Origin of the sequence: Pseudomonas viciae (assembly GCF_004786035.1) — a bacterium.
In the GTDB taxonomy this organism is placed as follows: domain Bacteria; phylum Pseudomonadota; class Gammaproteobacteria; order Pseudomonadales; family Pseudomonadaceae; genus Aquipseudomonas; species Aquipseudomonas viciae.
Window position 1 is genome coordinate 638,920 of the sequence record NZ_CP035088.1, and the last position, 14,532, is coordinate 653,451.

Annotated in this window: 13 protein-coding genes; 8 read left to right on the forward strand and 5 right to left on the reverse strand. The window is 61.0% G+C overall.

The annotated features are described in order from the left end of the window. Positions 1-48: 48 nt before the first annotated feature. From EPZ47_RS02815 to EPZ47_RS02825, 3 genes are read left to right on the forward strand one after another with little or no spacing between them, the layout of a single operon-like run. The gene (locus EPZ47_RS02815; protein WP_135843436.1) at positions 49-2,535 is read left to right on the forward strand and encodes a circularly permuted type 2 ATP-grasp protein; all 2,487 of its coding nucleotides are present in this window, start codon (positions 49-51) and stop codon (positions 2,533-2,535) included. Beyond that, the gene (locus tag EPZ47_RS02820) at positions 2,535-3,428 is read left to right on the forward strand and encodes a transglutaminase family protein (protein ID WP_135843437.1); all 894 of its coding nucleotides are present in this window, start codon (positions 2,535-2,537) and stop codon (positions 3,426-3,428) included. Before EPZ47_RS02815 ends, EPZ47_RS02820 begins: the two co-directional genes overlap by 1 nt. A 42-nt stretch (positions 3,429-3,470) precedes the next feature. After that, positions 3,471-3,848: an NUDIX hydrolase gene (locus EPZ47_RS02825; RefSeq protein WP_135843438.1), complete on the forward strand. Its 378-nt coding sequence runs from the start codon at positions 3,471-3,473 to the stop codon at positions 3,846-3,848. 72 nt (positions 3,849-3,920) lie between these two features. On the opposite strand, the gene EPZ47_RS02830 is transcribed toward EPZ47_RS02825, so the two are convergent. Then, complete coding sequence (locus EPZ47_RS02830) at positions 3,921-4,112, reverse strand: hypothetical protein (protein ID WP_135843439.1); 192 nt, start codon at positions 4,110-4,112, stop codon at positions 3,921-3,923. A 68-nt stretch (positions 4,113-4,180) separates the two neighbouring features. After that, entirely contained in the window at positions 4,181-4,768 is a 588-nt protein-coding gene (locus tag EPZ47_RS02835; RefSeq protein WP_135843440.1) for an LOG family protein, read from the reverse strand. 342 nt (positions 4,769-5,110) lie between these two features. Here EPZ47_RS02835 and azu point away from each other — a divergent pair, with 342 nt between their 5' ends. Continuing rightward, positions 5,111-5,557, forward strand: a complete 447-nt coding sequence (gene azu / locus EPZ47_RS02840) for an azurin (RefSeq protein ID WP_135843441.1) — start codon at positions 5,111-5,113, stop codon at positions 5,555-5,557. 110 nt (positions 5,558-5,667) lie between these two features. On the opposite strand, the gene nadE is transcribed toward azu, so the two are convergent. The 3 genes from nadE to EPZ47_RS02855 form a co-directional block, all read right to left on the reverse strand. After that, positions 5,668-6,495, reverse strand: a complete 828-nt coding sequence (gene nadE, locus EPZ47_RS02845; protein WP_135843442.1) for an ammonia-dependent NAD(+) synthetase — start codon at positions 6,493-6,495, stop codon at positions 5,668-5,670. A 4-nt stretch (positions 6,496-6,499) separates the two neighbouring features. Then, entirely contained in the window at positions 6,500-7,726 is a 1,227-nt protein-coding gene (gene pncB / locus EPZ47_RS02850; protein WP_135843443.1) for a nicotinate phosphoribosyltransferase, read from the reverse strand. Between the two features lie 148 nt (positions 7,727-7,874). Further along, positions 7,875-8,780: a LysR family transcriptional regulator gene (locus tag EPZ47_RS02855; RefSeq protein WP_135843444.1), complete on the reverse strand. Its 906-nt coding sequence runs from the start codon at positions 8,778-8,780 to the stop codon at positions 7,875-7,877. 178 nt (positions 8,781-8,958) lie between these two features. On the opposite strand from EPZ47_RS02855, the gene amaB reads away from it, so the two are divergent. The 4 genes from amaB (at position 8,959) to EPZ47_RS02875 (ending at position 14,532) form a co-directional block, all read left to right on the forward strand. Beyond that, the gene (amaB, locus tag EPZ47_RS02860; protein WP_135843445.1) at positions 8,959-10,449 is read left to right on the forward strand and encodes an L-piperidine-6-carboxylate dehydrogenase; all 1,491 of its coding nucleotides are present in this window, start codon (positions 8,959-8,961) and stop codon (positions 10,447-10,449) included. Positions 10,450-10,606: 157 nt separating this feature from the next. After that, complete coding sequence (amaA, locus tag EPZ47_RS02865; protein WP_135843446.1) at positions 10,607-11,890, forward strand: L-pipecolate oxidase; 1,284 nt, start codon at positions 10,607-10,609, stop codon at positions 11,888-11,890. A gap of 370 nt (positions 11,891-12,260) precedes the next feature. After that, positions 12,261-13,394, forward strand: coding sequence for an ABC transporter substrate-binding protein (locus tag EPZ47_RS02870; protein WP_135843447.1), 1,134 nt, complete (start codon positions 12,261-12,263; stop codon positions 13,392-13,394). A gap of 223 nt (positions 13,395-13,617) precedes the next feature. Then, complete coding sequence (locus EPZ47_RS02875) at positions 13,618-14,532, forward strand: ABC transporter permease subunit (RefSeq protein ID WP_135843448.1); 915 nt, start codon at positions 13,618-13,620, stop codon at positions 14,530-14,532.

The window sequence follows — 14,532 nt, forward strand, 5'->3', positions numbered from 1 at the left end:
ATCTGCTTGCGCTAGTCTGACCGTTCATTGCTGTCTGCCGAGCTTTCCATGCCTGACCTGCTTGACCGTTACCCGCTGACGACGGGCACCTATCACGAACTACTGGACGACAACGGCGCCGTGCGTCCGCACTGGCGGCGCTTGTTCGACCAATTGCAGCGCAGTACGCCGGCCCAGCTGGTTCAGCGCCAGGCGCTGCTGGCCCGGCAGATCCAGGAAAACGGCGTTACTTATAACGTCTATGCGGACCCGAAAGGGGCGGATCGGCCATGGGAGCTGGACCTGCTGCCCCATGTGATCGATGCCCAGGAATGGAAGCATCTGTCGGCCGGGATCGCCCAGCGCGCACGCCTGCTCAATGCGGTGCTGGCCGACCTGTACGGGCCGCAGCGGCTGATCAGTGAAGGGCTGTTGCCGGCGGAGCTGGTATTCGGACACAACAATTTCCTCTGGCCCTGCCAAGGCATCGCCCCGCCGGACGGGAGCTTCCTGCATTTGTATGCCGTGGATCTGGCGCGCGCACCTGATGGGCGCTGGTGGGTCACGGCGGACCGGACCCAGGCGCCTTCCGGGGCGGGTTATGCGCTGGAAAACCGCATGATCGTCTCCCGCGCCTTCCCCGACCTGTATCGCGACCTGAGGGTGCGACACCTGTCCGGTTTCTTCCGCACCTTGCAGGAAACCCTTGCGCGGCAAGCCCCCAGCGATGGTGAGGCGCCGCTGGTGGTGCTGTTGACGCCAGGGCGGTTCAACGAAAGTTATTTCGAGCATCTTTACCTGGCGCGCCAGCTTGGTTATCCGCTGGTGGAAGGGGGCGACCTGACGGTTCGGGACGCTACGGTCTATCTCAAGACCCTCAGCGGGCTGCGCCGGGTCCACGCGATCATGCGCCGGCTCGACGATGATTTCTGCGACCCGCTGGAGCTGCGTACCGATTCGGCCCTGGGCGTGCCGGGGTTGCTGGAGGCCGTGCGCCAGGGCCGGGTGTTGGTGGCCAATGCCCTGGGCAGCGGCGTGCTGGAGTCACCAGGCCTCTTGGGATTCCTGCCGAAGATCAACCAGTTTCTGTTCGGTGAAGAGCTGATGCTGCCGTCCATTGCCACCTGGTGGTGCGGTGAGCCGCCGGTGTTGGCCCAGGCCTTGGAAAAGTTGCCCCAGCTGTTGATCAAGCCGGCGTTTCCCTCCCAAAGCTTCAGCCCGGTGTTCGGTCGCGACCTGAACGAAGCGCAGCGCGGCCAACTGGCGGCGCGTATGCAGGCAAGGCCCTACGCCTATGTCGCCCAGGAGTTGGCGCAACTGTCCCAGGCACCGGTCTGGCAGGCCGAAGACGGTCACATCCAGCCTCGGGCCATTGGCATGCGCGTGTATGCCGTGGCCGGGAAGGACGACTACCGGGTGCTGTCGGGTGGCTTGACCCGCGTGGCCGCCGAGGCTGACGCCGAAGTGGTGTCGATGCAACGCGGTGGCGCCAGCAAGGACACTTGGGTGCTGGGGGAGCAGGCGCCCGGCGGTGAACAATGGACGGCCCAGCGAACCGTAGGGGTCCACGATCTGGTTCGGCGCGATCCGTACCTGCCTTCGCGGGTGGTGGAAAACCTGTTCTGGTTCGGCCGTTACTGCGAGCGCTGCGACGACAGCGCGAGGTTGCTGCGGATCATGTTGGCGCGCTATGTCGATGGCGACGATCCGCTGGCCCTGCAATCGGCGGTGTCCCTGGGTGAAAGTTTGATGCTGCTGCCCGATGAGGGCGAATTGCCCGAGCGTCTGCTGGCGGCGTTGCTGGGGGACGACTGGTCGTTCAGCCTGCGCTCCAACCTGCAACGCTTGCAGTGGGCGGCCTCGCAGGTTCGCGGCAAGCTTTCCCGGGAAAACTGGCAGGCGCTGGTGGAGTTGCAGCGCGAAGCCATGGAGTTGGAAACCGAGGAACCGGATTTCGGCGAACTGCTGGATTTCCTCAACCGATTGGTGATGTCCCTGGCAGCGTTGTCCGGGTTCGCCCTGGACGACATGACCCGTGACGAGGGCTGGCGCTTCCTGATGATCGGCCGACGCCTGGAGCGCCTGCAGTTTCTCAGCAGCAGCTTGGCCGCGTTCCTTCGCGGTGAAGCGGTGTTCGACCAGGCCGGCCTGGAGTGGTTGCTGGAACTGGGCAACAGCAGCATCACCTACCGCTCGCGTTATCTGGCCGTCGCGCAATTGATCCCGGTGCTCGACCTGTTGCTGCTGGACGAGCAGAACCCCCACGCGGTGCTCTTCCAGTTGAAATTGGTGACCCGTACCCTCAAGCGCCTGAACGATGATTTTGGCGCGCCGCGGGAGACTGCTCTGCCTGAACTGGTGACGCGCCTGTCACGCTTTGATCTGCGCTGCCTGGAAAATCCACTGTTTGGCGAAGCCAGCCTGCGCGCAGCCCTCGACGGGCTGGCCGATCTGTTGCAGGAAGTGGCCGATGTCAGTGGCCAGGTTTCCGATCGCCTGGCCTTGCGTCATTTCGCTCACGTCGATGACGTCAGCCAACGCACGGTGTCCGTCTGATGAACGCTCGCTACCAGATTCTCCACGATACCCATTACCACTACGACAGCCCGGTGTCCCTGGCCCAGCAGCTTGCCCACCTGTGGCCGCGGCCCTGTGACTGGCAGCGTTGCACCGAGCAGCTGTTGCTGATCAGTCCGGAGCCGACGACCCGGCGCGATGAGCAGGATGTGTTCGGCAACCCGCTGACCCGCCTGGCCTTCGAGCGGCCCCATGACGAGTTGTTGGTCAATGCCCGCCTGAGCGTCGAAGTCCTGGCCCGTCCTGAACTGGATTTCACCCTGTCCCCCGCCTGGGAGTCGACCTGTAAAGCGTTGACCTACAGCAGCCGACCGCTCGCCGCGCCGTTGCTGGACGCTTGCCGCTACCGTTTCGAGTCGCCCTATGTGCACCTCAAGCGCAGCTTTGTCGAGTTTTCCGAAAGTTGCTTCCCGCCGGGGCGCCCGTTGATGCTTGGCGTCCGGGCGCTGATGGAAAAGATTTTCGAGGAGTTCACCTTCGACGCCGAAGCGACCCAGGTGGCGACGCCGCTGGTGGAAGTGCTGGAGCGGCGGCGAGGTGTGTGCCAGGACTTTGCCCATCTGATGCTGGCCTGCGTGCGTTCTCGCGGGCTGGCGGCGCGTTACGTCAGTGGCTATCTGCTGACCCAGCCACCGCCCGGCCAGCCCCGGCTGATTGGCGCCGATGCGTCCCACGCCTGGGTCTCTGTGTATTGCCCGGTGCTGGGGTGGGTGGACTTCGACCCGACCAACAACGTGCAACCGGCCCTGGAGCACATCACCCTGGCCTGGGGCCGGGATTTTTCCGATGTGTCGCCGCTGCGGGGGGTGATCCTGGGGGGCGGTAGTCATGATCCCGAGGTGCGGGTGACGGTGATGCCGCTTGAATCGTAAGCAGATCCCACAGGGTATGTATTGAATTGATGAGGAAGGTGCATGTTCCCGGTTTCCATCAAAGGCGTGCTGCAATCCCCCGAAGGTCTGGTCGTGCTGATGCTCAACGAACGGGATGAATGGGAGTTGCCCGGCGGGCGGATCGAGTTGGGTGAAACGGCGGCGCAATGCCTGGCCCGGGAAATCGACGAGGAGCTGGCTGTTGCGGTGAGTGTGGGGGAACCGCTGGATTCGTACTTGTTCGAGGTCATTCCCGGCAAGCACGTCTTCATTTCCACTTACCGCTGCCAGTTGTTGGGCGGTTTTGTGCCGACGGTCAGTCATGAGCACAAGGAAATCGGGCTGTTCGAGCCGGGCCAGTTGCCGGTCAATCTGCCATGGGGTTATCGCGAGTCGATTATCAAAGCGCTGGGGTTGTGAGGGCCGGCAGCGAGGCTGCCGGCCCTGGACACAAACCGTGGGGCCGGATTACATCACCGGGCCCGGAGGGGCTCAGGCGTCGGGCGCCTGGTCTTTCGGTGCATCAACATCATCTTCTGCCGTCACTTCGCCTTCGGTATCCGGGGTCAGTGCTGCTGCTTCTTCTTCAGCTGTAGCTTTCTTGCGCTGAAGCTTTTCCTCTTTCTTCTGCTCCTTGGCCAAGTCTCTCTGACGTTTGGCGAAGGAATAATTGGGTTTAGCCATGGGCGATCCTCTGGGGTCGAAGGTGAGGTTGAGCGGCGCGTATTCTGCCCTGTATTGGGGCCAAGCCGTTAGCTGGGTTTTTGTTCGGCCCATTTTGGCTGCACCGACGGTTGCCACTCGTCCAGCGCATCGAGCAGGCTGTGGGGCGACTCGCTCACTTGCAGCATGTCACGATGCGGCGCGCGGACGAAGCCCTCGCCGACGATATGATCGAGAAAACCGGTGAGTTGGCTGTAGAACCCGTTCACTTCCAGCAGACCCAGCGGTTTACCGTGGTAACCGAGCTGGCCCCAGGTCCAGACTTCGAACAGCTCCTCCAGTGTGCCGAGGCCGCCGGGCAGGGCGATAAAGGCGTCGCTGAGTTCGGCCATGCGCGCCTTACGCGCATGCATGCCATCCACTACCTCCAGGCGGGTCAGGCCGCTGTGGCCGATTTCCTTGTCTTTGAGGCTTTGCGGGATGATGCCGATGACCTCGCCGCCGGCCGCCAGGGCCGCATCGGCGACGATGCCCATCAGGCCCACGGCGCCACCGCCGTAGACCAGGGTCAGCTTTCGTTCCGCCAACGCTCGTCCCAGGGCCTGTGCCGCTTCTCGATAGGCTGGATGGGTGCCGGTGCTGGCGCCGCAAAATACACAAACAGACGCTATGGACATGCTTTACTCCATGATCGGTAACCGATCCAGAGTAAAGCTTGGCCTTGGTTGCGCAAAGCGATTAAACCTCGCGTTGGGGTTTTTCGTAGGTGCCACTGGCGCCGCAGGCGTAGGCGGCGAGCAAGCTGCATAACAGGCTGTTGACGTTCATGAAGGGCGCTCCAGAGAGGTGATGGAGTCGATCATAGAGGGGTGTCATACGTCTGGCTGGTTGATTGTGTCCATCAGGCTGATAGCCTTAAGTTGTATACAATTTTTGATTCAGGTCATAGGAACTTGTCTCAAATTCAGGCAGTCTTCCCCTTTGACGGAATTTTGTTAACCATGCCTTGGAGATTCACGATGTTTGCCAAAATTGTTGCAGTATCCCTGTTGACGCTGGCCAGCAGCCAACTGATGGCAGCGGAGTGCAAGACCACCATCGACTCGACCGACCAGATGTCCTTTAACACCAAGGCCATCGAGATCGACAAGAGCTGCAAGACGTTCACCGTTGAGCTGACGCACTCGGGCAGCTTGCCGAAAAACGTCATGGGCCATAACTGGGTGCTGAGCAAAGAGGCGGACATGCAGCCGATCGCCACCGATGGCCTGGCCGCTGGTATCGACAAGAACTACCTCAAGGACGGTGACGCTCGCATCATCGCCCACACCAAACTCATTGGTGCCAAGGAAAGCGATTCGGTGACCTTCGACGTGTCGAAATTGGCTGCCGGTGAAAAATACGGTTTCTTCTGCTCGTTCCCGGGCCACATCTCGATGATGAAAGGCACTGTTACCCTGAAGTAATCCTACCAGGCACAAAAAAGCGCCCGTTTCAGGGCGCTTTTTTGTGCCTACAAACACCCCCTGTGGGAGCGAGCTTGCTCGCGATGGCGTCAGGCCAGGCACCTCAGAAGTCACGGCGCGTACGGCATCACTCGCTTGTGCTCGGTCTTGCGATAGGTTTCGCAAATGATCCTGAATGCCTCGTCCCGCACCGGCTCGCCGTGCAGGAACGCATCGATCTCGGCATAGGTCACGCCGTGGGACGCTTCATCCGGCTTGCCTGGCGACAGGTCTTCGAGATCGGCGGTGGGGATTTTTTCCACCAGCGATTCCGGCGCGCCAAAGTCACGGGCGATGGCTCGGACCTGGTTTTTCACCAGCCCGCTCAACGGCGCCAGGTCGCAGGCGCCGTCGCCGAACTTGGTGAAGAAGCCCATCACCGCTTCGGCCGCGTGGTCGGTGCCGATCACCAGGCCCTGCTCGGTACCCGCGATGGTGTATTGCGCCACCATGCGCATCCGCGCCTTGGTATTGCCCAGCACGAAATCCCGTGAGAGCGCTGCTTTGCCTTCAAACGCCGCAACTTGATCGGCCAAGGCCTTGACCGCCGGGCCGATGTTGACGGTATGGCGTTCGTCGGGGTCGATGAAGTCCACACAGGCTTGCGCTTCATGCTCGTCGAACTGTGTTTCGTACGGCAGGCGCACGGCGATGAACTTGTAGGCCGCGTTGCCGGTTTCCTCCCGCAATTGGCGCATGGCACGCTGGGCCAGCAGGCCGGCGGTCAATGAATCGACCCCGCCGCTGATGCCCAATACGAGGGTCTTGAGTCCGGAGTTGACCAGGCAATCCTGGATAAAGCTCACCCGGCGAGCGATTTCGGCCTTCAGAGCGGCGTCATCGACGAACGGTGGCTGGACCTTGAGCTGTTCAGCAATCTCACGCTGTACGGCTTGCATGAATTCACTCCTTGCTTGATGTGTCAGAAAGGGCGGCAGGTACTTGGAAAACATGTCGCATGTAGGCGACGAAATTCGGGTCTTTGCAATGGGTCTTGCCGGGCTCGTCTGAAATCTTGGCCACGGGTTGCCCGTCACAACTGATCATTTTAAGCACGATGCTCATCGGCTCCACACCCGGAATATCACAGGTCAGGTTGGTGCCAATACCGAAGCTCACATTAATGCGACCGCGCAAGGCCCGAAATATTTCCAGGCATTTGGGCAATGTCAGGCTATCGGAGAACACCAGGGTCTTGCTCATCGGGTCGATGCCGAGCTTGTGGTAGTGGGCAATGGCTTTTTCGGCCCAGATCACCGGGTCGCCGGAGTCATGGCGCAAACCGTCGAACAGCTTGGCGAAGAACAGATCGAAGTCCTTCAGGAACGCGTCCATGGTGATGCAATCGGTCAACGCGATCCCCAGCAGGCCGCGGTACTCACGCACCCAGCAATCAAGGGCGGCGATCTGGCTGTCGATCAGCCGCGGGCCCAGTTGCTGGTGAGCCATGATCCATTCATGGGCCATGGTGCCCAGGGGCTTCATGGCCAGCTCTCGGGACAGGTGCACATTGCTCGTGCCGACGAAGCGCCCGGGGAAGTCGTGCTTGAGTACGCTCACGACTTCTTCCTGGACGCGGTAAGAAAACCGACGACGGGTGCCGAAGTCGGCGACTTGCAATTCGGACAATTCGTCGGTGCTGGCGTTGGCGGTCAGCCAGTCGAACTTGCGATACAACTGCTCCCGCGCCTGTTCCAGGACAATTTCACGGTAGCGATAGCGATTGCGCACCTCGCTGACAATCGCCAGCAACGGCACTTCGAACAGAATCACATGCAACCACGGCCCGCGCAGGCGGATAAACAGCTCGCCGTTGTCGATGCCGGTGTGGACGTAGCGCAGGTTGAAGCGAAACAGTCCGAGGAAGCGCAGGAAGTCCGGCTTGAGGAAGCTGATGCGCTCCAGGAAGCTCAACTGGTCGGCGCTCAGGTTCAGCTCGGCGAGGCGTTCGATCTGGAAGCGGATTTCCGCCAGATACGGGCGCAGGTCTTCACTGTTGCGGCAGCGAAATTCCCATTCGACTTCGACGTTGGGGTAGTTGTGCAGCACCGCCTGCATCATCGTCAACTTGTAGAAGTCGGTGTCGAGCAGGTTCTGCACGATGCGATCGGCAAACACACTCTCGCTCATAACGGGAATCTCCAGACAGGCCGCTGCGCTGGGCAGCGGGGTGCAGCGGTTTGTGGTGAAGGGGCTAGTGGCGCATAACCTTGGTGGGTATTGCCAGCGATTTTTCGTCACTCTTCTTCTGTGAGGGTGGTTTTACCTTCGGCAGCTCCTACGGCGTGTCAGAGCTATCGATCTGTTCCAGCATCCACTCCACAAAAAGTCGTACCTTGGGCACCTCTGCCGAATGTTCCGGGTAGGCCAGGTAATAAGCATTGGTGCTGGGCATCGCGTGTTGCCAGGGGATGATCAGTTTGCCGTCGGCCAGTTCTTCTTCCACCAGGAACTTCGGCAGCAGGGCGACACCGCAGCCGACCTGGGCGGCACGGATGCACATGTAGAAGGTCTCGAAGCGCGGCCCGTGGTAGCTGTGTTCGGTGTGGTAGCCCTGGCTGTCGAACCAGTCGTGCCAGGCCTGGGGGCGCGAGGCGTTTTGCAGCAGCACCAGGTCGGCCAGTTGGGTCGGGTCGGTGAAGGGCTGGTCCGGCAGGCTGCCCGGCGCGCAGACCGGCACCAGTTCTTCGCCGAACAGCTTCAGTGATTCGGTGCCGGCCCGCGAGCCTTGACCGAAGTAGAACGCCAAGTCGCTGCGCCCTTGCAGCAAGTCATCGGCCTCCTGCTCGCTGCACAGATCTAGATGAATCGTCGGATGCCGCAGGCGCCAGCCCTTCAGGCGTGGGACCAGCCAGCGGGCGCCGAAGGTCGGTGGCGTAGACACTCGCAGGACTTCGGTATCGCCGCCGTAGGAGCGCAGGTAGTGGGTGGACATTTCCACCTGCGTAAGGATCTTTCGCACCTCCCCCAAGTACAAATCCCCGGCCGGTGTCAGTTGCAAGCGTCGGCGCACGCGCCGGAACAACAGGTGCTGCAGCAATTCCTCCAGCTGCGCGACCTGTTTGCTGACGGCACTCTGGGTCAGGTTCAGCTCTTCGGCGGCGCGGGTGAAGCTCAGGTGACGGGTCACCGCTTCGAAGCACTGCAACGCCGTGATCGACGGCAAATAGCGTTTATTGAGCATGATGAGGCCTTATTTCTTGTCGCTCTGCTTATCTAGAGGGAGGCAGCATGAATAAACGGAATGATATCTCGCTTAAAGGTCGTTTGTTGGCAAGACTCAGGCCAGCTACAACTACAGGTCTGATCAGCCGTGATCGTCCGGCTGCCCATTCTTTGTCTTTCGTTTGAGGAAACTCCCCATGGTTGCTGCATTGCTTGATCGTCTCGGCGTCAGCCCGGCCCTTTACCAGAACGGCACACAAGCGGTGCATTCACCCATCGATGGCAGCCGCATTGGCGCCGTGAACTGGGAAGGTGCCGCTGAGGTCGAGCAACAAGTCAGCCGCGCCGAACATGCTTTCGATCTGTGGCGCCAGGTGCCGGCCCCGCGTCGTGGCGAGCTGGTGCGTCAGTTCGGCGACCTGCTGCGCGAGTACAAGGCCGATCTCGGCGAATTGGTGTCGTGGGAAGCCGGCAAGATCACCCAGGAAGGCCTGGGTGAAGTGCAGGAGATGATCGACATCTGCGATTTCGCCGTCGGCCTGTCCCGCCAGCTGTACGGCCTGACCATTGCCTCCGAGCGCCCAGGCCACCACATGCGTGAATCCTGGCATCCCCTGGGCGTGGTCGGGGTGATCAGCGCCTTCAACTTCCCCGTCGCGGTCTGGGCCTGGAACACCACACTGGCCCTGGTCTGCGGCAATTCGGTGATCTGGAAACCGTCGGAAAAGACCCCGCTCACCGCCCTGGCGTGCCAGGCGCTGTTCGAGCGTGTGCTGAAAAACTTCAGCGATGCGCCGCCGTACCTGAGCCAAGTGATCATCGGCGGCCGTGATGCCGGTGAAGCACTGGTGGACGATCCGCGCGTGGCGTTGATCAGCGCCACTGGCAGCACCCGCATGGGCCGTGAAGTGGCGCCGAAAGTCGCCGCGCGTTTCGCCCGCAGCATCCTCGAGCTGGGCGGCAACAACGCCATGATCCTGGCCCCGAGCGCCGACCTGGACATGGCCGTGCGCGCCATCCTGTTCAGTGCCGTCGGCACCGCCGGCCAACGTTGCACCACCCTGCGCCGGCTGATCGCCCATGAATCGGTGAAGGAAGAAATCGTCACCCGCCTCAAGGCCGCCTATTCGAAAGTGCGCATCGGCCATCCGTTGGAGGGCAACCTGGTCGGGCCACTGATCGACAAGCACAGCTTCGACAACATGCAGGACGCGCTGGAGCAGGCCTTGAGCGAAGGCGGGCGGGTGTTTGGTGGCAAGCGCCAGCTCGAAGACCAGTTCCCGAATGCTTACTACGTGTCCCCGGCCATCGTCGAGATGCCGGAGCAGAGCGACGTCGTGCGCAGCGAAACCTTCGCGCCGATCTTGTACGTGGTCGGCTACAAAACCTTCGCCGAGGCCCTGCAACTGAACAATTCTGTGCCCCAGGGCTTGTCGTCGTGCATCTTCACCACCGACGTGCGTGAGGCCGAGCAGTTCATGTCGGCGGTGGGCAGCGACTGCGGCATCGCCAACGTCAACATCGGCCCGAGCGGCGCGGAAATCGGCGGCGCATTCGGCGGCGAGAAAGAAACTGGCGGCGGTCGCGAATCCGGCTCCGACGCCTGGCGTGGCTACATGCGCCGCCAGACCAACACCGTGAACTACTCGCTGGAGCTGCCGTTGGCGCAGGGGATTACCTTTGATTAAGGCTTGAGCCAAGCGGTGACCCCATGTGGGGGCGGGCTTGCTCGCGAAGGCGGACGGTCATTCAACATTAATGTCGACTGGTCCACCGCCTTCGTGAGCAAGCCCGCTCCCACAAAGGGAATGTGTAGTGGTTGGGTTTCATTTCCGGAGTCTGGCAATGCCGTTACGCGAAGAGTGTCTGTGGGAAAAGCTGACGCCGCAAAGGCCTGAAAATACCGCGCTGACGGGTGAAATCACCGTTGACGTCTGTGTGATCGGTGCCGGTTTCACCGGGCTGTCGGCGGCGGTGCACTTGCTGGAACAAGGCAAGCGCGTGGCAGTGTTGGAGGCTCATCGGGCCGGGCACGGTGGGTCGGGACGTAACGTCGGCCTGGTCAACGCCGGTATGTGGATCCCGCCGGACGACATCGAGGCTGGATTCGGCGAAGCGGTGGGCAGCCAGCTCAACCGCATGCTGGGCGCCGCGCCGGCCTTGGTGTTCAGCCTCGTCGACAAATACAACATCGATTGCCAACTTCGCCGCGAAGGCACCTTGCACATGGCCCATAACGCCCGGGGCGAGGCGGACCTGCGCAGTCGCGAAGAGCAATGGAAACGCCGTGGCGCTCCGGTGGAGTTGCTCACCGGAGCGGCCTGCGCCGAGGCTACTGGCACGTCGAAAATCGCTGCTGCGTTGCTGGATCGGCGCGCCGGTACGCTCAACCCGATGGCCTACACCAGCGGATTGGCCAAGGCTGCGAAGGATCTGGGTGGCCAGCTGTTCGACCATTCAGGCGTGACACGTCTGGAGCGCCAGGGCCAACGCTGGTCAGTGCAGACTGCCCAGGGTTCGGTACTGGCCGAGCAGGTGGTGATCGCCTCCAACGCTTACACCGAGGGCGATTGGACTGAGCTGCGGCGCAATTTCTTCCCCGGTTATTACTACCAGGTCGCCTCCGCTCCACTGACCGACGAGGCGGCCCGACGCATTCTGCCGGGTGGGCAAGGTTCGTGGGACACCCGCCAGGTGCTGAGCAGCATCCGCCGGGACAAGGACGGCCGCCTATTGCTGGGTAGCCTGGGCAATGGCAACCGCAAGCCGACCTGGTTCCTCAAGGCCTGGGCCGACCGGGTGCAACAGCACTATTTCCCCTACCTCAAGCCGGTGGAGTGGGAGTGCACCTGGACTGGTTGCATTGCCTTCACCCCCGATCACTTGATGCGCCTGTTCGAACCTGCCCCGGGCCTGGTGGCGGTGACGGGCTATAACGGTCGGGGTGTGACCACCGGTACGGTGGTGGGCAAGGCTTTCGCCGATTACCTGTGTCACGGTGACGCCAAGGCGTTGCCGATCCCCTTCGCGCCCATGCAGCCACTGGCCGGGGTAGGGTTGCGCAGTTGCTTGTATGAGGCGGGCTTTTCGCTGTATCACGCGGGCCAGTGCCTGCGGATCGTTATTTGAGTGTTGAAAAATGTTGCCGGAACCGACGTTTTCCGGCGCAGCGTCTAGCCTGTTATGGTGCGGGTTGTAGCAGTCACGCACCGACAGTGTGCAGTTCGGTGACGCAGGTTGTTACACAGCGGTTGCACGTCGATTCGTACGATGGTTGCAATGATGGCTCATGGAGGGTTTCACCTATTTAAATAAAAGGTTGCACCTCGTGCGGTTTAGACGGTTGCACGCCCTGTGAAAAAGGGTCAGAAACAGTCGAAATAACAATAAAGCAGCGACTTTTTTCAGAATAAAAAACCGATGGCACGGCCCTTGCTCTTAGCTTCTCAGTGAAATGAAGTCGCAGTGCCAACTAAAAAAAACCTTGGAGCACCACCTCATGTCCCAGACGTTTTACAAGAAAGGCTTTCTGGCCCTCGCAGTGGCAACTGCGCTGGGTGTTTCTGCGTTTGCCCAGGCCGACATCAAGATCGGCGTAGCGGGTCCCATGACAGGCGCCAACGCGGCATTTGGCGAGCAGTACATGAAGGGTGCACAGGCCGCGGCAGACGAGATCAATGGCAAGGGCGGCGTGAACGGCGAGAAGATCGTACTGGTCAAGGGCGATGACGCTTGCGAACCGAAGCAGGCTGTTACGGTAGCCAAGGACCTGACCAACCAGAAAGTGGCGGGCGTGGTCGGTCACTTCTGCTCCTCCTCCACCATCCCGGCCTCCGAGATCTACGACGAAGCAGGCATCATCGCCATCACCCCGGGTTCTACCAACCCGGCTGTTACCGAGCGCGGCCTGAGCGCCATGTTCCGTATGTGCGGGCGTGACGACCAGCAAGGCATCGTCGCCGGCGACTACATTGTCGACGTGCTCAAGGGCAAGAAAGTCGTCGTGCTGCACGACAAGGACACCTACGGCCAGGGCCTGGCGGATGCGACCAAAGCTCAACTGGCCAAGCGCGGCGTTACGCCAGTGCTGTACGAAGGCCTGACCCGTGGTGAAAAAGACTTCAGCACCATTGTCACCAAGATCCGTGGCGCCGGTGCCGATGTTGTGTACTTCGGTGGCTTGCACCCGGAAGCCGGTCCCCTGGTTCGTCAACTGCGTGAGCAAGGCCTCAAGGACGTCAAGTTCATGTCCGACGACGGTATCGTGACTGACGAACTGGTCACCACCGCTGGCGGCCCGCAATTTGTCGACGGCGTGCTGATGACCTTCGGTGCCGACCCGCGCCTGCTGCCAGACAGCAAGGCTGTAGTGGACGCATTCCGTGCCCAGGGCACTGAGCCGGAAGGCTACACCTTGTATGCCTACGCTTCGGTCCAGACCCTGGCAGCGGCCTTCAATGGCGCCAAGTCCAACAAGGGCGAAGCTGCGGCTGAGTGGCTGAAGAAAAACCCGGTTAAAACCGTGATGGGCGAGAAGACCTGGGACGCCAAGGGCGACCTGAAAGTCTCCGACTACGTGGTTTACCAGTGGGACAAGGACGGCAAATACCACCAGTTGGAAAAACAGAAGTAAACGCGATCGGCTAGATCCCCGATTCCGTGTGGGAGCGAGCTTGCTCGCGATGGCGGACTGACAGGCGACATCTTTGTTGAATGTCCGTCCGCTCTCGCTGGCAGGCCAGCCTCCACAAGGGATGTAGTGTTCTGACTGACATTGCTCCGACGTAAATCTGTATTTTCCTTAGAAGAACCGCACACTCAAGGGTGTGCAGGTTCTCACTGCGTGAGATTGCGTTATGGATGGTATTTTCCTGCAGCAACTGGTCAACGGCCTGACCCTCGGGTCGGTCTATGGCCTGATCGCCATCGGCTACACAATGGTCTATGGCATCATCGGCATGATCAACTTCGCCCATGGCGAGGTTTACATGATCTCTGCGTACCTCGCGGCGATCAGTCTGGCTCTGCTGGCATACTTCGGTATTGAATCCTTCCCTCTACTGATGCTTGGCACACTGATCTTCACCATCGTCGTCACGGCGGTGTATGGCTGGGTCATCGAGCGTGTCGCCTACAAACCCCTGCGTAACTCCACCCGACTGGCACCGCTGATCAGCGCCATCGGTATTTCGCTGATCCTGCAAAACTATGCACAGATCGCCCAGGGCGCGAAGCAGCAAGGCGTTCCCACCTTGCTGACGGGTGCCTGGCGCGTCGAAGTCGGCACAGGCTTCGTGCAACTGACTTACACCAAGGTTTTCATTCTGGTAGCAGCGTTTGCCGGGATGGCCCTGCTGACCTACGTCATCAAGTACACCAAGCTCGGCCGCATGTGCCGCGCGACCCAGCAAGACCGCAAGATGGCCTCGATCCTGGGGATCAACACCGACCGGGTGATTTCCTACGTCTTCATCATCGGTGCCGCGATGGCCGCACTGGCCGGCGTGCTGATTACCATGAACTACGGCACGTTCGACTTCTATGCCGGTTTCATCATCGGGATCAAGGCATTTACCGCAGCGGTACTCGGCGGCATCGGCTCACTGCCTGGTGCGATGCTCGGCGGGATCATTCTTGGGATCTCCGAGTCGCTGTTCTCCGGCCTGGTCAATTCGGACTACAAAGACGTCTTCAGCTTCTCGCTGCTCGTTCTCGTTCTGGTCTTTCGGCCCCAAGGCCTGCTCGGCCGTCCTCTTGTGTCGAAGGTGTAA

What these genes read in the sequence shown, in the direction of transcription:
- EPZ47_RS02815 (WP_135843436.1), top strand. Translation starts at nt 49, where the DNA reads ATGCCTGACCTGCTTGACCGTTACCCGCTGACGACGGGCACCTATCAC.
- EPZ47_RS02820 (WP_135843437.1), top strand. Translation starts at nt 2,535, where the DNA reads ATGAACGCTCGCTACCAGATTCTCCACGATACCCATTACCACTACGAC.
- EPZ47_RS02825 (WP_135843438.1), top strand. Translation starts at nt 3,471, where the DNA reads ATGTTCCCGGTTTCCATCAAAGGCGTGCTGCAATCCCCCGAAGGTCTG.
- EPZ47_RS02830 (WP_135843439.1), bottom strand. Translation starts at nt 4,112, where the DNA reads ATGGCTAAACCCAATTATTCCTTCGCCAAACGTCAGAGAGACTTGGCC.
- EPZ47_RS02835 (WP_135843440.1), bottom strand. Translation starts at nt 4,768, where the DNA reads ATGTCCATAGCGTCTGTTTGTGTATTTTGCGGCGCCAGCACCGGCACC.
- azu (WP_135843441.1), top strand. Translation starts at nt 5,111, where the DNA reads ATGTTTGCCAAAATTGTTGCAGTATCCCTGTTGACGCTGGCCAGCAGC.
- nadE (WP_135843442.1), bottom strand. Translation starts at nt 6,495, where the DNA reads ATGCAAGCCGTACAGCGTGAGATTGCTGAACAGCTCAAGGTCCAGCCA.
- pncB (WP_135843443.1), bottom strand. Translation starts at nt 7,726, where the DNA reads ATGAGCGAGAGTGTGTTTGCCGATCGCATCGTGCAGAACCTGCTCGAC.
- EPZ47_RS02855 (WP_135843444.1), bottom strand. Translation starts at nt 8,780, where the DNA reads ATGCTCAATAAACGCTATTTGCCGTCGATCACGGCGTTGCAGTGCTTC.
- amaB (WP_135843445.1), top strand. Translation starts at nt 8,959, where the DNA reads ATGGTTGCTGCATTGCTTGATCGTCTCGGCGTCAGCCCGGCCCTTTAC.
- amaA (WP_135843446.1), top strand. Translation starts at nt 10,607, where the DNA reads ATGCCGTTACGCGAAGAGTGTCTGTGGGAAAAGCTGACGCCGCAAAGG.
- EPZ47_RS02870 (WP_135843447.1), top strand. Translation starts at nt 12,261, where the DNA reads ATGTCCCAGACGTTTTACAAGAAAGGCTTTCTGGCCCTCGCAGTGGCA.
- EPZ47_RS02875 (WP_135843448.1), top strand. Translation starts at nt 13,618, where the DNA reads ATGGATGGTATTTTCCTGCAGCAACTGGTCAACGGCCTGACCCTCGGG.